This window comes from Clostridium gasigenes, assembly GCF_900104115.1.
Taxonomy (GTDB): Bacteria; Bacillota; Clostridia; order Clostridiales; family Clostridiaceae; genus Clostridium; species Clostridium gasigenes.
In genome coordinates this window covers 117,195-140,698 of sequence record NZ_FNJM01000006.1, presented here as the reverse complement: position 1 = coordinate 140,698, position 23,504 = coordinate 117,195, and the positions used below count along the sequence as shown (strand labels likewise).

General features: G+C 29.7%; 21 protein-coding genes and 1 riboswitch. Of the genes, 7 read left to right on the top strand and 14 right to left on the bottom strand.

Going from position 1 to position 23,504, the window contains the following annotated elements; genetic code table 11:
- The 3 genes from BLS77_RS11770 to nifV all read right to left on the bottom strand — a co-directional run bounded on the left by BLS77_RS11770 (position 1) and on the right by nifV (position 3,987).
- The gene (locus BLS77_RS11770; protein ID WP_089969908.1) at positions 1–561 is read right to left on the bottom strand and encodes a metal-binding protein; all 561 of its coding nucleotides are present in this window, start codon (positions 559–561) and stop codon (positions 1–3) included.
- Between the two features lie 229 nt (positions 562–790).
- Positions 791–2,716 (bottom strand): aconitate hydratase, encoded by a 1,926-nt coding sequence (locus BLS77_RS11765; RefSeq protein ID WP_089969906.1) that lies wholly within the window; start codon positions 2,714–2,716, stop codon positions 791–793.
- Between the two features lie 119 nt (positions 2,717–2,835).
- Entirely contained in the window at positions 2,836–3,987 is a 1,152-nt protein-coding gene (gene nifV, locus BLS77_RS11760) for a homocitrate synthase (RefSeq protein ID WP_089969904.1), read from the bottom strand.
- 680 nt (positions 3,988–4,667) lie between these two features.
- Between nifV and BLS77_RS11755 the strand changes: the two genes are divergently transcribed.
- Complete coding sequence (locus tag BLS77_RS11755; RefSeq protein WP_089969902.1) at positions 4,668–6,605, top strand: Cache 3/Cache 2 fusion domain-containing protein; 1,938 nt, start codon at positions 4,668–4,670, stop codon at positions 6,603–6,605.
- A 55-nt stretch (positions 6,606–6,660) separates the two neighbouring features.
- Here the strand turns inward: BLS77_RS11755 and nrdD are convergent, their stop codons facing one another.
- Positions 6,661–8,778 (bottom strand): anaerobic ribonucleoside-triphosphate reductase, encoded by a 2,118-nt coding sequence (gene nrdD / locus BLS77_RS11750; RefSeq protein WP_089969898.1) that lies wholly within the window; start codon positions 8,776–8,778, stop codon positions 6,661–6,663.
- Between the two features lie 255 nt (positions 8,779–9,033).
- Here nrdD and BLS77_RS11745 point away from each other — a divergent pair, with 255 nt between their 5' ends.
- From BLS77_RS11745 to thiT, 6 genes are all read left to right on the top strand, one after another.
- Entirely contained in the window at positions 9,034–10,023 is a 990-nt protein-coding gene (locus BLS77_RS11745; RefSeq protein ID WP_089969894.1) for a DUF3048 domain-containing protein, read from the top strand.
- Positions 10,024–10,155: 132 nt separating this feature from the next.
- Positions 10,156–11,001 carry a DegV family protein gene (locus tag BLS77_RS11740; RefSeq protein WP_089969890.1) on the top strand — a complete coding sequence of 282 codons (846 nt, stop codon included), beginning with the start codon at positions 10,156–10,158 and terminating at the stop codon, positions 10,999–11,001.
- A gap of 180 nt (positions 11,002–11,181) precedes the next feature.
- Positions 11,182–12,027, top strand: a complete 846-nt coding sequence (locus tag BLS77_RS11735) for a DegV family protein (protein WP_089969887.1) — start codon at positions 11,182–11,184, stop codon at positions 12,025–12,027.
- Between the two features lie 2 nt (positions 12,028–12,029).
- Entirely contained in the window at positions 12,030–12,485 is a 456-nt protein-coding gene (locus BLS77_RS11730; RefSeq protein ID WP_089969883.1) for a PadR family transcriptional regulator, read from the top strand.
- A gap of 89 nt (positions 12,486–12,574) precedes the next feature.
- Entirely contained in the window at positions 12,575–12,781 is a 207-nt protein-coding gene (locus tag BLS77_RS11725; RefSeq protein ID WP_089969879.1) for a hypothetical protein, read from the top strand.
- A 27-nt stretch (positions 12,782–12,808) separates the two neighbouring features.
- Positions 12,809–12,913: riboswitch (TPP riboswitch) on the top strand.
- A 60-nt stretch (positions 12,914–12,973) separates the two neighbouring features.
- Positions 12,974–13,615 carry an energy-coupled thiamine transporter ThiT gene (gene thiT / locus BLS77_RS11720; protein ID WP_089969875.1) on the top strand — a complete coding sequence of 214 codons (642 nt, stop codon included), beginning with the start codon at positions 12,974–12,976 and terminating at the stop codon, positions 13,613–13,615.
- 55 nt (positions 13,616–13,670) lie between these two features.
- Here thiT and BLS77_RS11715 read toward each other — a convergent pair whose 3' ends face one another.
- From BLS77_RS11715 to metG, 10 genes are all read right to left on the bottom strand, one after another.
- Positions 13,671–13,856 (bottom strand): ferredoxin, encoded by a 186-nt coding sequence (locus BLS77_RS11715; protein ID WP_089969872.1) that lies wholly within the window; start codon positions 13,854–13,856, stop codon positions 13,671–13,673.
- Between the two features lie 125 nt (positions 13,857–13,981).
- Complete coding sequence (locus BLS77_RS11710) at positions 13,982–14,824, bottom strand: Mrp/NBP35 family ATP-binding protein (protein ID WP_089969869.1); 843 nt, start codon at positions 14,822–14,824, stop codon at positions 13,982–13,984.
- Between the two features lie 3 nt (positions 14,825–14,827).
- The gene (locus BLS77_RS11705; protein WP_089969867.1) at positions 14,828–15,670 is read right to left on the bottom strand and encodes a YhfM domain-containing protein; all 843 of its coding nucleotides are present in this window, start codon (positions 15,668–15,670) and stop codon (positions 14,828–14,830) included.
- A gap of 124 nt (positions 15,671–15,794) precedes the next feature.
- Positions 15,795–16,334, bottom strand: coding sequence for a hypothetical protein (locus tag BLS77_RS11700; RefSeq protein WP_089969864.1), 540 nt, complete (start codon positions 16,332–16,334; stop codon positions 15,795–15,797).
- 55 nt (positions 16,335–16,389) lie between these two features.
- Entirely contained in the window at positions 16,390–17,673 is a 1,284-nt protein-coding gene (locus BLS77_RS11695) for a hypothetical protein (RefSeq protein WP_089969863.1), read from the bottom strand.
- Positions 17,674–17,846: 173 nt separating this feature from the next.
- Positions 17,847–18,689: a 16S rRNA (adenine(1518)-N(6)/adenine(1519)-N(6))-dimethyltransferase RsmA gene (gene rsmA, locus BLS77_RS11690; RefSeq protein WP_089969861.1), complete on the bottom strand. Its 843-nt coding sequence runs from the start codon at positions 18,687–18,689 to the stop codon at positions 17,847–17,849.
- Between the two features lies 1 nt (position 18,690).
- Positions 18,691–19,245, bottom strand: coding sequence for a ribonuclease M5 (gene rnmV, locus BLS77_RS11685; protein ID WP_089969857.1), 555 nt, complete (start codon positions 19,243–19,245; stop codon positions 18,691–18,693).
- 223 nt (positions 19,246–19,468) lie between these two features.
- On the bottom strand, positions 19,469–20,539 hold the full coding sequence (locus tag BLS77_RS11680) for a 3D domain-containing protein (RefSeq protein WP_089969854.1): 1,071 nt from the start codon (positions 20,537–20,539) through the stop codon (positions 19,469–19,471).
- A gap of 272 nt (positions 20,540–20,811) precedes the next feature.
- Positions 20,812–21,597: a TatD family hydrolase gene (locus BLS77_RS11675; RefSeq protein ID WP_089969851.1), complete on the bottom strand. Its 786-nt coding sequence runs from the start codon at positions 21,595–21,597 to the stop codon at positions 20,812–20,814.
- A gap of 266 nt (positions 21,598–21,863) precedes the next feature.
- On the bottom strand, positions 21,864–23,492 hold the full coding sequence (metG, locus tag BLS77_RS11670) for a methionine--tRNA ligase (protein ID WP_089969849.1): 1,629 nt from the start codon (positions 23,490–23,492) through the stop codon (positions 21,864–21,866).
- Positions 23,493–23,504: the final 12 nt, after the last annotated feature.

Below are 23,504 nucleotides of genomic sequence, written 5' to 3'. Positions count from 1 at the left end.
TTACAGATAATTTTTTCTTTTTTTACCCCTACGAGGTCTTTTCTTGCCTTTAAATATCTTCTTAAAAAAACTATATATTAAATCAGTTAATGTATGTAACCCTGATCCTAAAAACAAAGCTACTATTATATTAAATGATAACTGTTTATTCTCTTCCATAAATAAAGCAGTAGCCTTTATCAGTTGTGAAGTTGATAAGTTTATAACATCCAAAGCATAAAGCAATGCACATATTATTAAGTATATTCCATAAACATATAAAATTCTTATTGCAGGTCCTAATATAAACCCATGTGTGAATATACTTCTGTGACTAAATAGCCTTTGATACAAACGCCATATAACTTTTAAAGGTCCCCATCTATTAAATTCTACGCTCTCTATGTCAACATCTCCTGAAAACATATATCCACCAAATATATAAACAGCCACTCCTAAAATAGTAAAAGCAATTATATTGCCAATATCTTTAGACTTTGAAAAGTTAATTAAAAAGAATATTCCTGCTGCAAAGGGAGACATTATAACTGTTATTTTATCGTGAGTCTTCCCAGATGCCATTTTCTTTAGTGCTCCTTTTATCTCTATCTTTTGTTAATGATTTTAAATTAAATCTTTATTTATCAAGTATATCATCTTTATATATTTAGGTATATAAAAAACCTCTAGCCTAACACCTAGCGTATAAGTGGATAGGTTAATTACACCATCATTCTCTGTTTTAAATACTAAAAATAAAGGAAAGCAAATAATTGCTTTCCTTTACCTTAGTCATAATAAAATAAATAATCTATTTATTTTGTGATTTTACATAGTTAAGTCTTCCACCAGCTCTAATTACAGCTATCTCTTTTTCTGTTAATTGAACCAAAGCATTAAACTCTGTTTCTTTAGTAACGTTTTTAACTTTAACTATTCCATTGTCTAATGCACTTTGAATATTTTCCATAACTAGTTTATCTAAATTATCTAGCGCATCATAATTTGTTTCATTTTCAAATTCCAATGGTATTATTCCATTGTTTATTAAGTTAGCTTTATGAATTCGTGCAAATGATTTAGCTATAACAGCTTTTATTCCTAAATGAAGAGGTGCAAGTGCTGCATGCTCTCTACTTGACCCTTGCCCATAATTGTTTCCTGCTATTATAACTCCACCATTGTTTTCCTTAGCTCTTTTTGGAAAATCTGAATCTACTGTATTAAAACAGAAATCTGCAAGATAAGGAATATTAGATCTAAATGGTAAAAGTTTTGAATTTGAAGGCATAATATGATCTGTTGTTATATTATCTTCAACTTTAATTAAAACCTTCCCCTCTACAACTTCGCCTAATTTATCGTTCACTGGGAATGGTTTAATATTAGGACCTCGTAGAACTTCTACTTTTGTTCCAACTGGAGCGGGTGCTAATATCATAGAATCATCTATTAAGAATTCCTTTGGCATTTCAACAGTTATGTCTATATTAATTTCTGTTGGATCAGTTAAAACCCCCGCTATTGCTGAAACCGCCGCCGTTTCTGGGCTAACTAAATACACATTAGCTGATAATGTTCCAGATCTTCCATAAAAATTTCTATTAAATGTTCTAAGAGATACCCCATTAGTTCCAGGCGCTTGCCCCATACCAATACATGGACCACAAGAATTTTCAAGGACTCTTGCTCCGGAACTAATAATGTCTGCAAGTGCTCCGTTTCTAGCCATCATCTCCATAACTTGTCTTGAACCTGGAGCTATAACTAAACTAACATCTGGATGAACCTTTTTACCTTTTAATATTTTTGATACTTTCATTAAATCTTCATAAGAAGAATTTGTACAACTACCAATTGCAACTTGATCAACACTTACCTTACCTATGCTTGAAATTTCTTCAACATTATCTGGGCTATGGGGCTTTGCAGCTAAAGGTTTAAGATCGTCTAAGTTTACAGTTACTTCTTCATCATATACTGCATCTAAATCTGGCATAAATTCTATCCAATCTTCTTCTCTACCTTGAGCCTTGAAAAATTCTAAAGTTCTTTCATCACTTGGGAATATTGAAGTAGTTGCTCCAAGTTCTGCTCCCATATTAGTAATAGTTGCTCTTTGTGGAACTGATAAAGTTTTTATCCCCATACCTGCATATTCAAATACTCTATTTACTCCACCTTTAACAGTAAGTTTTCTAAGTACTTCTAATATAATATCCTTTGCTGCAACCATTGGTTTTAGCTTGCCTACTAAGTTAATCTTACATACTTTAGGTGTATTTATATAATAAGCTCCACCACCCATAGCTAATGCAACATCCAATCCTCCTGCACCCATAGCAAGCATTCCAACGCCACCGGCTGTTGGCGTGTGGCTATCTGACCCAGTTAAAGTTTCTCCTGGAGTAGAAAATCTTTCTAAAAATACTTGATGGCATATACCATTTCCTGGTTTTGAAAAATGAACTCCATATTTTGATGCTACAGTTTGAATAAATTTATGATCATCTGCATTTTCAAACCCTTGTTGTAACATATTGTGATCTATAAAAGCTACAGACCTTTTAGTTTTTACTCTGTCTATTCCCATAGCTTCTAATTGAAGATACGCCATAGTTCCTGTTGAATCTTGAGTTAATGTTTGATCTATTCTTATCCCTATTGGTTCACCTATTTTTAATTCACCCTCTACTAGATGGCTTTTAAGTATTTTAGTAACTAAATTATCTCCCATTGTTTTTTCCCCCTTATAAATTGCTTATTGCTTATTGCTTATTGTTATTAAAATAGCTAGCCCACCTGATTCTCTATTTTACCAACCCGACTGTTATTTTTTTAATATCTAATTAATTTTTATTTTAATAGCCTTTTATATTCTTTATATATTTCAACTAATTCCTTATCAAAAAGAGTTCTCTTAACTCTTACTGAAGATTCTCTAACCATTTCTAATATAACTTGTGAAGATTCACTATCTAATTCAATTCCATATTCTTTAAATTTATTTATAATTCCTGCTCTACCAGAGTGCTTTCCAATAACTATTTGTCTTTGAGCTCCAACAATATCTGGGTCAAAAGCTTCATAGTTTTTAGGATTTTTTATAGCTCCATCTGCATGTATTCCTGATTCATGGGCAAACATATTGTCTCCAACTATAGCCTTCCACACTGGCAAAATTCTACCCGATGCTCTTGAAACATATTCAGATACTTCCCTAAACATCTTTGTATCTATATCACCTTTATAATCATAAACAAACATTAATGCCATTAACACTTCTTCAAGTGCTGCATTTCCAGCTCTTTCTCCAAGCCCATTTACAGTAACTCCAACATGCGTTGCTCCGCCCATTAGCCCACCTATTGCATTAGCTGTTGCCATCCCAAAGTCATTATGAGTATGCATTTCTATATCAAAACCTGTTTTTTCAAACAAGTAATTAATATCTTCTCTAATTTTAAAAGGTTGCATTATACCAACAGTATCACAATATCTAAACCTGTCCGCCCCAGCAGCTTTAGCTATATTAATAAATTCAACTAAAAAATCCCTATCAGCTCTTGATGCATCTTCCCCATTAACAGATACATAAAGACCATTTTTCTTTGCATATTCTACAGCAGTAACCATACTTTCAAGAACCCAAGCTCTTGAAGTTTTAAGTTTATGCTTAATGTGAATATCCGATACAGAAATTGAAATAGCTACAGCATCTACACCACAATCTATTGATTGCTCAATATCTTTAATTACAGCTCTATTCCAAGCCATTATGCTACTCTTTTTATTTCTTTTTACAATTTCCTTTATTGCTTCTTTTTCATCCCCACCCATAGCAGGAATCCCTACTTCAAGTTGATCAACCCCAACATCGCTTAACATTGACGCAATTGTTACCTTTTCTTGGTTTGCAAAAACTACCCCAGCTGTCTGCTCCCCATCTCTTAATGTAGTATCTACAATATATATTTTCTTACCATTTTCTAAATTTTTAACAGACATTTAAAATCCCCCTTTTACACTTATTGCTTATTGCTTTGCATTTCTATTTTAAATACTTATCTCCTATTTAAATGAAATATTTTCGAATATTAATTTTCTATCTGTATGAATATTCAAATAATTTCATGTAAAAATAAGATATTTAAGGCCCCTTTTATTGTATCAACTATAATTTCCTATTTATTATTTTATCATAATTTTTTTTTATTAACAATCAAATTATCATGCATTTTATAAATAATTGCAAGATTTATTTTATTTTATTCATTTTAATTGTTTTAAAAACAATTTTGCTTTGTTTCAATCCTTATAATGCAATATTTTTATTTTATCTTGCATTATTATTTAGCTACTTTTTTGCTATTTAAAAGTTAAAGTCACTTTATTGTATCTAAAATTATTTTCATTAATAGAGATAAAAGCATATACATAGTTGTTACAACTCATATTGAATAGTAATAACTACAGCATCGCTCATTGTAACTAAATATATTTACTTGTTTGAATTTTTGATTTTAAAAAGCTATTTAAAATAACAATTATATTAACATATATTTATATATTTATTTTGTAAATAGCATTATAATTAACATATTAGAATAAAAATGTATATTTATATACATTTTTGATATTTTACATAATATGTTTCTTGAATTTACAAAAAGGAGGCTCTTAAACATATGAGTATTAAATCTAAATTAATTATTAGTTACTTAATATTAATTATATTTTCAGTAACTTTTTTAGGATATTTAATAGGCAAAAAAACAAAAGATGCAGTCTTTAATGAAGTTAAAGAAAAAAATCAACGCATAACAGAATTGATTAATACTACCACAAGCATAAGAAATAATTTGCTTGCTGATAAAAACTACAGTGATTTAAACTCTGCTGAAACTTTATTAAATAATTTAGGTGATTTAAATGTAGATGATACTCAAACTATAAAAGTTGAGAATTATGATTTACCAATTTTATATGCTGGAAAACAAAGATTATCATTAGATCCTACAGTTATTGATAATATAAAGTCATCTACAGGTGCAATAGCTAGTATATATTTGTTAAATGATAATAAGCTAATACGAGTGTCTACAACTCTTATTAAAGATAATAAAAAGGCTATAGGAACATACCTCTCTAGTGATTCACCTATCTATAATAAAATAATTAACAATGAAGATTATAGTGGTAGAGTGACATTTGAAGGCGAAAGTTATATGTCAAAATTCAAACCATTATTGGATAAAAACAAAAAAGTTATAGGGGCACTAGGCTTAGGTAATAAGATGCTTAATGATTACTTAGAACAAACATTAAATGATATTAAAATTGGGAAAACAGGTTATGTATATATAATGGATTCAACAGGAACTGAACTTGTCCACCCTAAAAATAAAGGTCAAAATATAGGAGAACTTGATTTTGCTAAAGAAATAATCTCAAATAAAAATGGAACAATTGAATACACCTATAAAGGAATACATAAACTAGCTTATTATAATTATTTCGAACCTTGGGATTGGTATATTGTTACCACCGCTAATTATGATGATTTAAAATCTTCATCTATATCAATTTTATATACAATATTATTTAGCGGATTAATAATAATTTTATTAGGTACATTTATAGCTTTATTTATGGCCAAGTCTTTAGTTAATCCTATTAACAAATTAAAATCATGTATGGAAATAGCCGGCAGAGGTGATTTGACTATACGCTCTGATATAAATAGCATGGATGAAATAGGAATATTATCTAATAGCTTCAATAATATGATGGATGAAAACAAGAGGTTATTAGATGACGTAGTTAACTATGATAGATTAAAAACTGAATTTATTGCTAATATGTCTCATGAATTGAAGACTCCATTAAATATCATTTTTTCTACAGCTCAATTATTTTCTTTATATCTAAACAAATATGAAAATTCAGATAATGTTGATAAATTAAACAAATACACAAATAGTATAAAACAAAATTGTTATAGGTTATTAAGGCTAGTAAATAATTTAATAGATATTACTAAACTTGAGTCTGGATTTATGGAGTTAAATTTAGAAAATCAAAATATAGTAGAAGTTATTGAGGGAATAACACTGTCAACTGTTGATTATATAAACAGTATGTCAAGAACCATTATTTTTGATACAGATATAGAAGAAAAAATCATGGCTTTTGATGAAGAAAATATTGAAAGAATTTTACTTAATTTAATTTCTAATGCTACTAAATTCACTAAGGCAGGAGCCACTATTGAGGTTTCTGTATATGATAAAAATGATTATGTTATAATTTCTGTAAAGGACAATGGTAGAGGAATTCCAGAAGATAAGCTACAACAAATTTTCCAAAGGTTTAAACAAGTAGACCCTTTATTAAGTAGAAATCATGAAGGTAGCGGTATAGGATTATCTATAGTTAAATCTTTAGTTGAAATGCATGACGGTAAAATTGATGTAAAAAGTAAGTATAACGAAGGTACTGAATTTATAATAAGCCTACCTGTTAAGATTGTTTCTAATTCTAATAATGAGGATTCAAAAAAAGATTTTACAATTCAAACAAATGTTGAAAAAATACAGATTGAATTTTCCGATATATATAATTAATAAAAACAGGGTGATTCGTGTTGATCAACACGAATCACCCTGCTAGGTATATATTTTATAAAACTTGATAATTATTTTTGTCAGTTCCTGTATGTGATCTTCTATCTTGTCTTTCATGATATTTACCTGGTCCAAATCTTTCATCCAAGCTTAAATATCCTGTTACTCTTGAAATACCTTGAATATCTGTACTACTACATTTTGTACATTTATTTTCATTACTTTGAAGGTATGTTCCACAATCTTTACAATATCTTATGTGGAAGTTAATACCTAAGTAACTAATATTAGTATTCTTATATGCATAGTTAAGTATATCCATAATAGCTTCACCTGATGGGCAATCATCTACTTCTAAGTAACTAATATGACCAGCATTACACATCTTATGGTATGGAGCTTCAATATCTATTTTACGCTTAATTGATATTGAGTAATAAACAGGAACATGATAACTATTTGTATAGTAATCTTTATCTGTTACTCCTTTTATAATACCAAATGCTTTCTTATCTTGTTTAATGAACTTTCCTGATAAACCTTCTGCTGGTGTTGCATAACAACTCCAGTTCAATGAAGTTTCTTCTGTTACTCTATCAGTATATTCTCTCATGAATGTTACTATTTTTTCACCAAGGTTTCTTGTTTCTTCATCTTCACCATGATGTTTACCTGTTAAAGCTATTAAAGTTTCTGCAAGTCCTATAAATCCAATTCCCCAAGTACCTTGCTTCAAGATTGGTTCTATAGAATCGTCTGGACCTAAATCTTCTGAACCCTTCATTAAATTTTGACCTGCAACAAATGGAAGATCCTTAACTTTAAGGTTCTTTAATACGCCGTATCTATGAAGTAGTGAATCCTTTGCCATATCTAATCTTGCTTTTAATATTTCAAAGAATTTATCTATATCTTTATTAGCTTGTATTCCCACTCTTGGTAGGTTAATTGTTGTTGGAGCAATGTTTCCTCTTCCTTTACAACCTGGCTCACCATTTACATTCTTCATTAAGTATGTTCTACACCCCATAGTTGCAGGCATATATCCCATATCGTAATATTCTTTATTAAAATCAGCATCTATATTCATAAAAGTTGGGTTCATTCTTTTAGCTGCTACCTTGCAAGCTAATTTATAAAGATAATGGTACTCATCTTCTGATTCTCTATTTACCCCTTCTTTAACTCTAAAAATAATGTTAGGGAAAATTGGTTGTTCGCCTTTTCCTAAACCTTTTTCATACTCTTGCAAGAATACTTCACAAACTAATGCAGCATCTTTAGAATCTGGAATTCCAAGATTTAAAGAACTAAAAGGAACTTGTGAACCAGCTCTTGAATGCATAGTATTAAGATTATATACAACGCCTTGCATAGCTTGATGCACTCTAGTTCTTACTTTCTCTTCAACTAACTTCTCTAACTTATCTCCTTCAATTCCATAACCCTTAAGTTCTGCTCTAACTTCTTGTCTTGTAGGCTCAACAAAAATACCCATATCATTATCAAAATCTGGATGGGATTGCCCACCAAACATATCGTTTTGGGTTGATTGAAGTAATATACATGATAGCTCTGCAGCTGTTTCTATTCTTCTTGGTGCATTAATTGTTCCATACCCAGTATTAAATCCACTAAGTAGCATTTCTTTAGTTGGTATATGCAAGCAATTTGTTGTTAAGTTGTAACTATCTAAATCATGATAATATAAATCTCCATTTTCATGACCTTTTGCTAAATTCTTTGGCATTGATGCTAGAGTATGCCATTTATTAGATTCTGATGCAATTCTTAATAACTTAGAACTAAAGTTATTTCCTACATTTGCATTATCTCTATCTGTCTCTACTCCAATTTGTTCTATAGCTTTCATTAAGTCAGATTTCTTTTCTCTAACTTGAGTTCTTTGTTTTCTATATTTATCATAAGCCTTAGCTATTATTTCGTAATTTCTATCAAATAATGCTTTCTCCACTAAATTTTGAATTTCTTCTACAGTTACCTTATCCTTTCCAGATACCTCTATATAACTAATTACTTTTTGCACAGTATCTAGGACCTGACTCTCTTTAAGCTTTTGTCCTACCTCAATCCCAGCACCTCTAATAGCTATCGCTATCTTCTCTGCATTGAATTTTACTTCTCTTCCGTCTCTTTTCACTACATGTAGCATTAATTCGACCCCCGTTACACAATATATAGTATTTTACTATTATACTCTATATATTTTTTCTAATCAAAGATGATAAAAGTAACATACTATTCATTAACCTCAAACTACATCCCTCTATCTTCATTTTTTAACCTTTTTTATATAAATATAAATTTTTAATTGTAGACATATTTTTCTTATGACTTGTAATATATTGTTAATAATATATATTTTTATTAAATTCTTTTATCTATTATAAAATAAAGGAGAATAACTATGAAGTCAAAATTTTCACTACTTTCTATAATAATAATTATAAGTTTAATTGGGTGTTCCCCTAAAGAAGATTCTAGCCTTAAAACCTCTACTAATATGGATGGCATGGTTCCTTCATTTTATACAGGTGAGAACATTAAAGAATCTACTAATTCTAATACACCATTTATGGTTATGATTGAAAACTCTACTTCTTCACGACCTCAAAGTGGACTTGGATCTGCAGATGTTATTTATGAAACATCTGCAGAAGGCGGAATTCCTAGGTTTATGGCTCTTTTTCATAAAGATAGTGCTGATATAATTGGACCTGTACGAAGCATTAGACCTTATTTTTTAGAGCTAGCTTTAGAAAATAATTTATCTTTTGCTCACTGCGGAGGATCTGTGGATGCTCTAACTAGTATTTCTAAAGATAGCTCTATTATGAGTATAAATGAACTATCTAACGGATCATATTTTTGGAGAGATCCCAAAAGAAAGTCACCTCACAACTTATACACCTCTTCTAAAAATATATTAGATTCCATTATTGATAAAAAATTTTTATCAATTCCAAAACCATTTGCAGAATTTAATAAAGCTTACTACTCAAATGAAGTTTTAACTTCTATATCAAATATAAGATTGAATTTGAACAAAAGTTACGATACCTCATATTTATATGAAGATAATGTATATAAAAAATCAATGGATGGCAAAATAGCTTTAGACGCTTCTACTAATAAACAGCTTAGCTTTGCTAATGTAGTTATTCAAAAAACTACAATATCTCTTCAAGATGATAATTTGCATTTAGATATAGATCTTATAGGTGAAGGAGATGGCTATGTATTTTCAAATGGTAGATATGTAAATGTACTCTGGAAAAAGTCAGATGAAAATGATAAAACTATACTTTATGATATTAATGGAGATATAGTTCCCCTATCACCTGGCAAAACTATTTGGCATATTGTAAATAACAATACAGACATTTCTTTTAATTAAGGGATTTTTTTTTAAAATTTGGTTAAACTATATCAATAGTGATAATTATCTTATCTTATCACTATTGATATGCATATAAAATTTATGATATAATATTTGCATAGAATTAAATGTAACAAAGGAGTTAATATTATGCAAAAAATTGCTTTAATAACTGATAGTAGTTGTGATTTATCATTAGAAACATTAAAAGAGAATAATATAAATATGCTTCCTCTTAATATTATTTACTCTTATGGAGAATTTGAAGATAGAGTATCTATTACTCCAGAGGAAGTCTATGAAAAATTAGGAATCGAGATTCCTTCAACATCACTTCCTAGTACTAAAAAAATAAATTCTGTCTTAACTAAATTAGAAGAAGAAGGATATACTCATGTAATTGCCATTACTATATCAAGTGGATTATCTGGAACTTTTAATGCCGTAAGATTAGCTTTAGAAGATCATCCAAAATTGATTTCTCATGTTTATGATACAAAGATGCTAGCATATGGCGAAGGTATGATTGTATTAGAAGCTGCTAAAGCTATTAAAGAAGGTCAATCATTCGAAAATATAATATCCAATCTTCCTAAACTTAGAGGAAGAATATCAGCATACTTTACTTTAAATACTCTTGAGTATTTAAAGATAGGTGGAAGAATAGGTAAAGTTGCTGGTACTATTGGCGAATTACTTAATTTAAAGCCTGTTATAGGTGTTGATGATAATGGTGTTTACTATACAGCTTGTAAAGCTAGAGGTAGAAAACAAGCTCTTTCAAAACTTACTGATATCTTAAAAGAAGCTTTAAGCAAAGGTAAATGTAAAATTCAAGTGCTACAAGGTGGAGCCCTTGAAGAAGGAAGAGCTTACTTAGAAAGCATTAAAAACTTAGAGAATATAGTAGAAATTGGTATAGCTTCAATTAGTCCTGCATTAGGTGTCCACGTTGGTCCGGGATTAATAGGATTAGCTATTCACAAAATTTATTAAAATAAATTTGCATATTAAGCGGTAATATTTGTTAAATAATTTTTAAAAAATAACAAGTAAATGTTAAATATATATTTGCTTGTTATTTTTTTTAATATGACTAACCTTATCACTATTGATATAGTTTTATTTTATGCTATAATCTAGACATATTTATTAAATTTTAAGGAGGCAACTTTTATGCAAAAGATTGCAATAGTAACTGATAGTGCATGCGATTTAACTTTAGAAACTATGAAAGAAAACGATATCCATCTTTCGCCGCTAAGAATAATCTACTCACATGGTGAATTTGAAGATAAAATAAATATAACTTCTGAAGAGGTTTATAATTCTTTAGAAACTGAAATTCCAACAACTTCACTACCAAGCCCAAAAACTTGTGAAAGGGTTCTTAGTCAAATAGAGGCAGCTGGTTACACTCATGTAATTGCTATTAGTGTATCTAAAGCACTATCAGGAACATTTAATGCTTTCAGGCTTGCATTAGAAGGACACCCTAATTTAACATCTACTATTTTTGATAGTAAAATAATAGGCTATTGTCAAGGCGTTATTGTATTAGAAGCTTCCAAAATGGTACAAGCGGGTAAATCTTATGAAGAAATATTAGAATATCTTCCTAAAGCACGTGAAAATGTAGTCGGATACTATACTTTAAATACATTAGAATACTTAATAAAAGGTGGAAGAATAGGAAAACTCGCTGGTGCTATAGGACAATTCCTACATTTAAAACCTATTATTACAATGGATAAGACAGGAGTTTATTGTTCTATTGCCAAAGTTAGAGGTAGAAAACAATCTCTTTCAAAACTTCATGAAATAATTAAAGAACATCTTACGGAAGGAAAGTGTAAACTTTGGGTACTTCAAGGTGATGCTTTAGAAGAAGGCACTAAGTTCATGGAAAACCTAAGAAACTTACATAATGTAGTATCAGTCGAATTAACATTAGTTGGCGCTATGTCTGCAGCTCATTCAGGAAGAGGAATGATAGGTATAGCTATACAAAGGGTTGACTAGCTATGCAAAACTTTAGCTTTAATAACATATCTGATATTAAAGCAGAGGAAAAAAGGCTTCATGATGAGTATATGCAAAAATTATCTGAATTAAAGGCTCTGCAAAAAAGTAAAGAGTCTTCAGGTCAAATCTTTACTAAGGGTTTATTACCCATTTACGTGCTCCACATATTAACAAAAGGTCATGCCAATGGCAATGATATTTCTCAAAAAATAGGTCACCGTACAAATGGTCTTTGGGTGCCTAGTACCGGTGGAATTTATCCATTATTAAAGAAGCTTGAAAAAGAAGGATTTGTTATGGGTATTTGGGATGATCCAAAGAAAAAATTTCAAAAGTTTTATTCACTAACGCCTAAAGGACAAAATGAATATATTATTAGGAAAGATTTAATGAAACCGAGAATAGAAGAAGCTCTCAAGGTTTTTAAGATTATATATAAAGATATATACTTATAAGTATATATCTTTTTTTTGTATTTCTTTTCTATATTTGCACAAACTAATCATAAGGCACTTGAAAAAAATAATACTTAGGTGGTGTATTTATGAAAGGTAAAATTATTGATTTAAATAATTCCGAAGCTTTTGTTTCATTAGAAGATGATACTATAATAACTATACCGTTAACTAACTTTAATGCTTCCATCTCTATAGGTTCATCTATTGATATGGCTTCACTTTCTGGAAGCTATGGTCTTTATAATAATCATAGAGCAGAAATTGCTCAAAATAAACTAATTGACTTTTTCTAGTAATAACTGTAAAATTATTTTATATTTACAATGTGCTAGGGGTGCCTTAAGGCTGAGAGATGATTTACTATCATTAACCCTTTAAACCTGATCTTGGTTAATACCAGCGTAGGGAAGCCATATACGATGCGTGATAAAGTTATACTCACGCCCATGGTATCTCCTAGCATATTTTTTAGGAGGTATTTTTTTATGGAAAACTTTATATCAACCCTAAAAGAGAGTTATACAACTCTTTTAGGCAACCCTTTATCAATTTTAACCGTGGTAGGTGGTATCTTACTCCTTTTGGCAATTATAAAATTCAAAAAGATAAAGTTAGATGCTAAATTAATGGCCAGAATAGGTATAGCATTAGCCCTTGCTACTATTTTAAATATGATTAAGATTTACTCATTACCAAATGGTGGTGGAAGTATTTCTCTTGGTAGCATGATTCCGCTATTACTTATTGCATTTATGTATGGTCCTGAAATTGGATTATTAACTGGATTCTTATTTGGTATTATAAGCTTAATAATAAACCCTTATATAATTCATCCTATTCAAGTATTATTTGATTATCCTTTACCTTTTATGGCTATAGGTTTTGCAGGATACTTTAAAAACAATATGTCTTTAGGAGCTACTATAGGAATGACACTTAGATTTGTATGTCACTTTATTTCAGGCTATGCTTTCTTTGGAGAATTTGCTCCTGAAGGTTGGTCACCAGCAGTTTACTCTTTAGCTGTTAACGGCGTTGCTGTTGGAGGAGAACTTATAATATGCTTAATTATTATGTCATTATTACCTATTAATAGAATTATAAAAGGAACCGACACCGTTTTTTAATATTAATATAGTTTTTAAAAAAGCTACCCGAAAATGGGTAGCTTTTTTATATGTATTATTCTATTGAAATTGCATTAACCGGACAGCTTGATTCTGCATCTTTAGCTTCTTCTTCTTTTCCTTCTGGAACATCAGCTTTAGCTATTGCCTTTCCATCATCATCCATTTCAAATACATCTGGGCAGATTGATGGACATAATCCACAACCTATACATGTATCCTTATCAACACTTGCATTCATAAATATTCTCCTTTCTTTATAAGTGATTTTTAAAGAAATATCAAGAATTTAATATTTCTTTAAATTCACTTCAATTAGTATTACATTGATATTATTGCCTTATTATACGTTTATTATGTATATCCCTAATATAAGCCTTCAAATATTAATGAGTATAAATCATTATCTCTAACATATTCTTCTGCAATCCCAGCCTCTAAAGCTTCAGTTAAATCTAAATTTATTGGTAATTCTCCAAGTAAATTTAATCCTAGATATTCTGCATGCTCTTCTGACGACTTTTTACTAAATACTTTCATTTTTGTATTGCAACCAGGGCAGCTAATATAAGCCATATTCTCAATTACCCCTCTTACCTTAACATTCATCTTGTTTGCCATAACAACAGCTTTTTTAACTATCATAGACACCATATCTTGTGGTGTTGCAACAACAACCATCTCACTTATAGGAAAACTTTGCATTATTGTTAATGTTACATCCGATGTTCCTGGAGGCATATCAATTAATAAATAATCTAATTCTCCCCAATTTGTATCAGTAAACATTTGTGTTAATACACTTGTTACTACAGGACCTCTCCATATTACCGGTTCATCCTCTATAGGAATTAAAAGATTCATTGACATTATTTTAATTCCACTTTTAGTTGAAACTGGCATATATTCAACTCCATCTTCTCCTACTTTTCTCATTTTAGCTCTTTCTTTATTTATCCCAAAAAACCTAGGCATAGATGGACCTGTTATATCTGCATCTAAAACTCCAACCTTATACCCTTTTTTTCTTAATATACTAGCTAATATTCCTGTAACCGTAGATTTACCCACTCCGCCTTTACCACTAATTACTCCTATTATATTTTTTACATCTCCGTAGTTTGGAATTACTTTTCCACAACTTTCTACCTTATTAGTCTCCTTTGAAGAACATGAATCCTTACTAGGACAACTTGAACAATCACTCATTTTTTACTCCTCCTCATACCATTCATTTGGTTTTGATATATTAGCTTCGCTAGTTACTATATTCCATTCCCTAAATTCATTTTTAGCTTTTATATAGTAATCTTCTTGTATTTTATCTTTTTTATTATCTACTGATATTTTAGACTTATATGTAGAACTATCATATCCTTTATTCTTAACTGTTAACACAACATCAAATTCACTTGCATTGTTATTTACTAATTCTATATCTGGTATTGTTTTTCTTGCTTTTTTCAAAAATGCTTCAATATCAGTTGAAAATACATACTTTAAACAATCTACATCCCCTTGAATATCTATTCCAACTTTATGAGGGGTTTCAGTAAATTCTTTTTTCTTTAAATTTAATACATTTGATATTGAATTATAATATATATATTCAAAATCTCTAGGTTTTCTAATAAATGATAAATTTTTCATTATACCCTCATCTACTCTACTAGATACCGTAAAGATGTTAGTATCATTATAAAAATTTCCTTCATGAGCTCCAACTATATAATTAAACTTTTCAACTTTATCGCCCATATTAAATTCAAAAATATAATCCGGACTTAATTCAGTTTTATTTTCACTCTCCTTAGAACTATAAAGCAATTTATACATATCTTCTATAGCCTTTGACTCTGTAACTATAAATTTGAAAGCAGGGTCACGTACACTTTGGATACTTATTTGATCTATATTTTGAGTTTGAAATTTTTCAAAGTACTCATTTTTAAAACCTAATTTTTTCTGCAAATTATCAATAGTATTACAACCTACAAAATTCAAGGAAATTAATATAGTGGCAACTACCGCCACTGCTTTTTTTGTTTTTTTCAATTATACCAGTCTCCTTTATGTAACTTAATTTCTTATAAATAATTAGGAGAAGCAATTTAGCTTCTCCTAATTACAAGTAAATTATAATACTTTAATTCTTCAATGGCAAATTTTATTCCATATACTATCTAAAGTTGTCAACTATCTCTTCAAAAACAACTTCAATACTAGGTTTAGATTTGCTATCATCATATTTAAAGTTAATCAAGATAACTTTTCCTTCAGAGTCTTCTCTAAAATAGCATTTGTTCCTGAAATTATTACTATTTTCTTTGACTTCATAATTTATTACATTCCAGGATACTCCATTGCTTTTATATTCATAATATTTTTTATTATTTATATTCTGAAATATCCTTATATCTACTTTATTTATGCTATCAAGATTATTTAGTATAGTTATATTTCCCTCAATTTTATCACTATTAAATCTAATCTCTAACTCCGTCTCATCTACATTCTCCATTCCCTCTTCTACTATCCATTCCCCAGGCAATAACACCTTGTATTCTCCTTCATTCAACTTATATTCAGAGAACTTATTAACGCCATTATTTCTCAGTGCCACTTTTTTTATATCTTCCGAGAAAAACTGTTGCATGCATACAAGAATAAACATTAGTGATAATAGTAATGATAAAATATAGATTTGCTTCTTATTCATACTAATCTGCTCATTAGGAATTATAAGTACTTCCTATATCCTATTAAATCTCATGTTATTGCATTGGCACAACAACAGTTGAGTTTTTAAAATCATAGAACATTAGCCAACATCCCATACCATTTCTATCTTTATCATCATCACTAATCCATGTTACGAAACCAGTCTTTCCTTCATATGGTTGTTCATCTTTTTCTCTCTTTCCTGGAACTCCATAAATGATATATTTAAGATTTCCTTCCTTGTCACATTTATATCCAAGCATAAATTTCCCATATTTTTTAATATACGGATAGTAATTTAACATTGGATAATATGCAACTGTATACTTATTGTAATTTGACATATTACACATTTCATATAAATCATTTACTTTCACTTTATACCATTTACAATATTTAATCTCTTGATATTTATCCCTACAATTTTCGAAGCCTCTTGCAATACCTTCAAAATACTCACCCACACTACCTCTTACTTCGAATATATCTGGAGCCTTATATTCCTTTTTTTCCTCAGTTTGAATACTTTCTTCATCATCTTCAAACTTTCCTCTTGGATCTACCTTTTCTATTGGCTCTGCTGGTTCTAACTTTGCCCCCTCAGTTTGAATACTGCCTTCATACTCTTCAAACTTTCCCCTTGGATCTACCGTTTCTATTGTTTCTACATCTCCTACTGTCTCTACCTTTTCTATTGTCTCTACCTTTTCTATTGGATCTGTAACTATTTCATTATCTCTATCACATTCATCATCATGCTTTTTGTGATCTTTATCTTTGCATTTACATTTGTCTTTGTCTTTGTCTTTATCCTTGTCTTTGTCCTTGTCTTTTTTCTTATCATATTTTTTATCCCAGTCTTTTTTAGCCATTTCAACCTTAGGTTTATGGCTTTCCTCAACGGCTTTAACAACCTTATAATTTTTCCAATTATCTGATGGCTGATCCCCATTAATAAATCCACACATTATAAATATAGGGATTCCATCTTTCATTTTAACTATTGCAGCCCCACATATTTTATCAAAGGCTACATCTAACCCTGCTATGTTATCAGCAAAGTATTCTTTTGTACATTCCCCTTTACCCCCATCTCCTACATCAATTTTACCAAGATTTATAAGTTGTTTTGAATCTCGCTTATTACAAATAAGCATAACATTATAATCATCAATATCTTTTCTTAAGTTTTGGGCATAAAACGATACCTTACATCTTTCTCCTTTTGCTTCTATCTTTGAATATCCTGATAATGTCTTATCACTAGTACTTGAATGACCTCGTTCGTCTTCTTGTAGTATTATAAAGTTTCTATACAATTTATTTATTTGTGACAAAACTTAAATTCCTCCATTTACATTAATTCAATATATTATATGCTTACTATACTAGAATATGTTAAAAAATAAACCTCTAAGGCTATCTGCTACTAAAACAGTACTCTTAGAGGTTTTTTTTATTTATATACTAGCCTAATATTAGCTATATTCAAAAATAACAAGCCAATATGCTAAAATAATTCATTTACTTTATTTGATAATTTTCCAAACTCCTGAATGCTTAACGTTTCCCCTCTTCTCTTTGGATCTATTCCAGCATTATCAAAGGCTAATTGTAAATTTTCCTTATCAAGGCCTATGCTCTTTAACCCATTCCATAAAGTTTTTCTTCTCATATTGAAAGAACTTCTTATTATATCAAAGAATAATTTTTCATTATCAAGTTGAACCTTTGGTTCTTCTAATCTATCTAATCTTATTACTATTGAATCAACCTTAGGTCTTGGTATAAATGATTCTGGTGGTACAGCTCTTACTATTGAAGTATTGCAGTAATATTGAACTAATAATGAAAGTGCTCCATAAGTTTTTGACCCTGGATCTGCATTCATTCTTTCTGCAACTTCTTTTTGAATCATTATTGTTAATGATTTAAATTTATAACCTTCTTTTAAAAGTTTAACAACTATTGGAGTTGTTACATAGTAAGGTAAATTTGCAACTAACTTAACGCTTTTTTCTTCTCCAATAATTTCGTTAAAGTCAACTTTAAGAGCATCATTATGTATTAACATAAGTTTTTGGTTATCACCAATCTCAGTTTGTAGTATAGATATTAAAGTACTATCTAATTCGATAGCTACAACTCTTTTAGCTTTTTTTAATAATTGTGTAGTTAAAGTTCCAACACCTGGTCCAATTTCTATAACCAAATCCTCTTCTGTTACTTCTGCACCTAAAACTATGTCTTCAGTTACAGTTTCATCTATCAAAAAGTTTTGACCTAAACTTTTTGTAAATCTAAAATTATATTTCTTTACAAGTTCTGCTGTTTTCATATCTTGTGTATCCATATTATTTACTCACTTCCAATTCTTTTTCTATTTTGTTTATAGCTTCTGTAAACTCTTCTTTTGTTATTCCATAATTATTTAATCTTGATAACATTTGATTTGCATTTCCATACCCTATTCCTATAATTTTTCCAAGCATCACTCTTCTCTTTCTAGAATCATCTTTACCTGTTAATTTAAAATAGAACATATCTTGCGCCGTATAGAATTCTATTCTGTCTTCTTCAGAGCTCTTTGCCCTGTTTAAAGCCTCTATTATCACTTCTGGAGTTGCATTCTCTACTCCTATGTTATTTCCCTTCATACCATCTTCTTGAGCTATATATGCATGTTTTATCCCTTTAACTCTTTTAGATATTATGCTTCTAATTTTTTCGCCTGCAAAATCAGGATCAGTGAATACAATAACACCTTTTCTTTTTTGTGCTTCTTTTATTCTGTCTATTACTTTTGCATTTATTCCAAAACCACCTACCGCTATCAATTCAGCATCTACTGCTTGTTTAACCGCAGTTATGTCATCTCGTCCTTCTACAACTATAACCTCTTTAATCAAATTCTTACTTCCTTTCAACTTTCCCCGTATTAGTTATTTTTTCAAGTTACCTTACTCTTTTAATTCATATGTCTTGTTTCTATATATTAATTTATCCTTATCTACTTATTATGTCAAACAATTTAGGTCTTTAGGCATATTTTTTTAATATATCGTATGCCCTAAAGCTTTCAGCTCCCTAACTTTTCAAATAAAAAAGGTGCTCATTTGAGCACCTTTTATTTTACCATTCACCGGGATATGCAATTATGCTAACGGCAATGCCGTATCTTCTTCCCCAGTTCATTGCTTCATCATGTGAATCTACATAAATATCTATTATATTACCTTTAATTGCTCCACCAGTATCAGAAGCTATTGCTTCACCATAACCTTCAACATATACTAGCGATCCTAGTGGTATTACCCTTGGATCAACTGCTATAGTTCCTCTACCGCCACGAGCGCTTGTTGGTGTGGTCCCTGTAGCAGTAATCCCATCTCCATAATAGGCTGTGGATTCGCAATATAGTGTATTCCCATAAGATTGTGAACCTCTACTTACACCGCTACTTACATCTATACTTGCACTTGCAAGTTCTACTTTTGTTCCAACTACAGTAATTTCTGTAACTGGAGCTGAAATAACTTTAGTTGCTTTTGCAGTTCTTAATACCTCTTTGCCATTTTTAAAAACTACTTCATAAACTACTTCTTTTTCTCCTAAAACCCCTTCTTGTCTTACCTCTTTTACACTACTATCTAATTCTGAATCAGTTTCTTCACCAGTATCATAATGTAAAACCTCTTTTGCTGTCTCTTGTTTTATATCAACTTTAACTAGTTGTATATTCATGTCTTTTTCAATTTTAGCATCTAAAGCTGGCGTTATTTCATCTAAACCTTCTTTAAATTCTATTCCTTGATTCTTTAGTTCAGCATCTTCTGCTTTAATCATATCTGCTACAGTAGCCTCTGCTGTGTCAATAGATAATTCTTTATCATTAACTGTAAGCTTAACTTCTATTGCTTTTATAACATCTATTGTATCTTTTTCGGATACGCTATTGTTTAAAGCAGGTTTTACTTTATCCTTAGGCGTAAGTTCTACCCCCTTAGATTCTAGTACATCTTTAACAGTCCCTTTATATGTGACAAACGTCTCTTTCTTTCCGTCTATGCTAATCTCAATTGTCTTTCTCTTATTTATAAATGTCACAGCTATGATACTTGCTATTGCAAGACCAATAATTATTTTTGCCTTCGGACTGTTAGAAAAATTGTTTTTCAGGTATTTTTTACATTTTTCTATCATCTACTTTACCTCCCTTGGCAAGATTGTCTTTTAACATTATATAGTAAAATATAATGTATTGTCAAACTGACAACTTCTTGCATTACTTGAACTGCTTTTCTAATACACATTGTGTATAATTAAAATTATTAAATATTAAATAAATAATAGCGAATTTTATCGCAGTTCTTTTTGAGTTATTTTAGATCAATATTCAATTGTACGTAATTGCCTTTATAAGTATATTTTACTTATATGTACTTTAATGTAAATATCTGTACTCCTATTGTACTTTATATTTTTTTATCAATCAACCTGGTAAAATTATCATTTACTGTTATATTTACTTCTTTAGAGCTGATTTCCTTTATTTGTGCAATCTGTTCTATTATATGGCTTATATAGTCTGATTTGTTACGTTTTCCTCGGTTTGGCACCGGAGTCATATATGGACAATCTGTTTCTACCAGTAATTTTTCAAGTGGTATAGCTTTTACTACCTCTGCTATTTTATTAGCATTTTTAAAAGTAACTACACCTGTTATTCCTATATAATATCCAAGTTTAATACATTCTTTAGCAAACTCTACGCTCCCTGAAAAGCAATGTACTATCCCTTTAACTGAAGGAAACTCTTTCATTATTTCAAGGGTATCTCCATGAGCATCTCTATCATGAATTACCACTGGAAGATTTAATTCTTTAGCCAAATTCATTTGTGTTCTAAATACATCTTTTTGTACTTCCTTTAAAGGATTGCCATCATAGTGGTAATCTAATCCAATTTCTCCAATGGCTAGTATCTTTTTATTTTCTTTTACATATTCAATTATTTCTGATTTAACATCATTATTAAAATCATTTGCCTCACTTGGATGGATTCCTAGTGCTCCATATATAAAATCATATTTCTTAGTTAAGTTATTAGTTTTTTCAATACTCTCATAATCCGATGAACAATTTAATACAAAAGCTACACCATTTTCTTGTATTTGCTTTAAAACCTCATCTCGATCTTCATTAAACGCATCTGAATCATAATGAGCGTGTGTATCAAAAATCACATATTTATTTTCCATGTTTTTTCCTCCTATTTTTACATTAATATATTACATATTATATATTATAGACAAAAAAGGTATTAATTAAGCCTCTTAACATACCACTGGTTATTTAGTTATGTAATATTTTCTTAATTTTTTTGACACTTAAATGACATATAATTGAGTTATATTTATACTTGTAGAGTAGTTAAAACATTATTATTTACCCCTAAACATTTTAATTGTATAATCCCTAGAGCTCAATCGTCCCCCAAAATGATATAGCTCTAGGGTATTTTTTTCTAGAATTTTTTCTCTTTTAACCTTTTAAGTTCTTCTATTGATTTCTTTTTATCTATTCTTTCAAATAAAACTTCTACTTCTCCAATTAATCCTTCTTTCTTTTCTACAAAACTCCAAATTGGTTCTTCTAGTTTTAAAAATTCTGCAATCTTTTCACAAGTGAAAGGCATAAACGGATATAGTAAGTTTGTTAAATTAACTATTATTTGAATGCATGTATATATTGTTTGACAACATTGTTTCCTATTTTTCTCTATTGAAATCCAAGGTTTTTCGTCATCAAATATTTTATTTCCCTTTTTAATAAGATAAAATATATCTTCTAATGCACTTTTAAATTTACCTTCTTCAATTTTATCACCTACATCAAAATATAGATTTAAAATTTCATCTTGTAATTTCTTATTCATAGTTCCATTTGGAATTCTTGAATTTAAGTTTTTCTTTGAAAATATTAATGTTCTATTCACAAAATTACCAAAGCTCGAAAGCAAATCTGTATTTATTGTATTAATAAAATCTCTCCATGTAAAATCGGTATCGCGAACTTCTGGGGATTTTAAAGCTAAATAGTATCTAACGCTATCCGCATTATAATTTTCTACTATATAATCTGCCCATATAGCCCAATTTTTCACTGCTGAAAAACTTTTACCTTCTAGTTTCAAATATTCACTTGATATTATTCTTAAGTTTGGATTTTTTATATCTAATCCTACCAATATTGCTGGAAAAATAACTGTATGAAATGGAATATTATCTTTTCCATGAACAAAATATACTCTTGAATCTTCCCCTTGCCAATATTCTTTAAAATCTTCTTCTTTTTCTTGAAGACATTCCATGCTAGCAGTTAAGTATCCCATAACAGCTTCAATCCAAACGAATATTTTTTTATCTTCATATCCTTCTAAAGGGACATCAACGCCCCAATTTAAATCTCTAGTTACAGCTCTGTCTCTAAGTCCTTCATCCAAATATCTATTTACTATTTTTTGAGCATTATCTCTCCAACCTTGTTGCTCTATTGCTAATCTTTTAACATCCTTTTCAAATTTAGATAAAGTGAAAAATAAATGATTTGTTTCTTTATCTTTAGGTTCTGATTTGCAAGTTTTGCATTTCTTCTCGAGTAATTCATCAGCTTCTATAATTTCAGAACAGATTTCGCATTGATCTCCAGTTGCATATCCTCCGCAACGTGGACATTTACCTTCTATATATCTATCTAATAAAAATTCATTACAAGTTTCACAATAAGTTTGCTTTACTTTCTTCTCGTAAATATATTCTTTATTATATAACTCTAAGATAAACTCACTAACTCTATCCTTATGATACTTGGAACTTGTTTTAGCAAAAATATCAAAAGAAAATCCTAAAGATTTAAAGCACTTTTCAAATTCATTGTGATACTTTATAGTTGCTTCTAAAGGTGTTATCCCATCTTCCTTTGCCTTCATTGTTACAGGAGTTCCATGACAATCTGTTCCTGATAAGAAAATTACTTCATCTCCCATAAGTCTATGATATCTTGCTATTATGTCCCCTGGTAATAAAACCGCTATTCTTCCTAAATGCAAAGGCCCATTTGCATAAGGCCAAGCATTACCAACTATAATCTTCATATATATAGCCCC

Coding starts and splice junctions, on each gene's coding strand:
- nifV (WP_089969904.1), bottom strand. CDS start 3,987: ATGTCTGTTAAAAATTTAGAAAATGGTAAGAAAATATATATTGTAGAT.
- BLS77_RS11715 (WP_089969872.1), bottom strand. CDS start 13,856: ATGAATGCAAGTGTTGATAAGGATACATGTATAGGTTGTGGATTATGT.
- nrdD (WP_089969898.1), bottom strand. CDS start 8,778: ATGCTACATGTAGTGAAAAGAGACGGAAGAGAAGTAAAATTCAATGCA.
- BLS77_RS11765 (WP_089969906.1), bottom strand. CDS start 2,716: ATGGGAGATAATTTAGTTACTAAAATACTTAAAAGCCATCTAGTAGAG.
- BLS77_RS11740 (WP_089969890.1), top strand. CDS start 10,156: ATGCAAAAAATTGCTTTAATAACTGATAGTAGTTGTGATTTATCATTA.
- BLS77_RS11745 (WP_089969894.1), top strand. CDS start 9,034: ATGAAGTCAAAATTTTCACTACTTTCTATAATAATAATTATAAGTTTA.
- BLS77_RS11675 (WP_089969851.1), bottom strand. CDS start 21,597: ATGGAAAATAAATATGTGATTTTTGATACACACGCTCATTATGATTCA.
- BLS77_RS11725 (WP_089969879.1), top strand. CDS start 12,575: ATGAAAGGTAAAATTATTGATTTAAATAATTCCGAAGCTTTTGTTTCA.
- thiT (WP_089969875.1), top strand. CDS start 12,974: ATGGAAAACTTTATATCAACCCTAAAAGAGAGTTATACAACTCTTTTA.
- BLS77_RS11755 (WP_089969902.1), top strand. CDS start 4,668: ATGAGTATTAAATCTAAATTAATTATTAGTTACTTAATATTAATTATA.
- BLS77_RS11700 (WP_089969864.1), bottom strand. CDS start 16,334: ATGAATAAGAAGCAAATCTATATTTTATCATTACTATTATCACTAATG.
- BLS77_RS11735 (WP_089969887.1), top strand. CDS start 11,182: ATGCAAAAGATTGCAATAGTAACTGATAGTGCATGCGATTTAACTTTA.
- BLS77_RS11770 (WP_089969908.1), bottom strand. CDS start 561: ATGGCATCTGGGAAGACTCACGATAAAATAACAGTTATAATGTCTCCC.
- metG (WP_089969849.1), bottom strand. CDS start 23,492: ATGAAGATTATAGTTGGTAATGCTTGGCCTTATGCAAATGGGCCTTTG.
- rsmA (WP_089969861.1), bottom strand. CDS start 18,689: ATGGATACACAAGATATGAAAACAGCAGAACTTGTAAAGAAATATAAT.
- BLS77_RS11710 (WP_089969869.1), bottom strand. CDS start 14,824: ATGAGTGATTGTTCAAGTTGTCCTAGTAAGGATTCATGTTCTTCAAAG.
- BLS77_RS11730 (WP_089969883.1), top strand. CDS start 12,030: ATGCAAAACTTTAGCTTTAATAACATATCTGATATTAAAGCAGAGGAA.
- BLS77_RS11680 (WP_089969854.1), bottom strand. CDS start 20,539: ATGATAGAAAAATGTAAAAAATACCTGAAAAACAATTTTTCTAACAGT.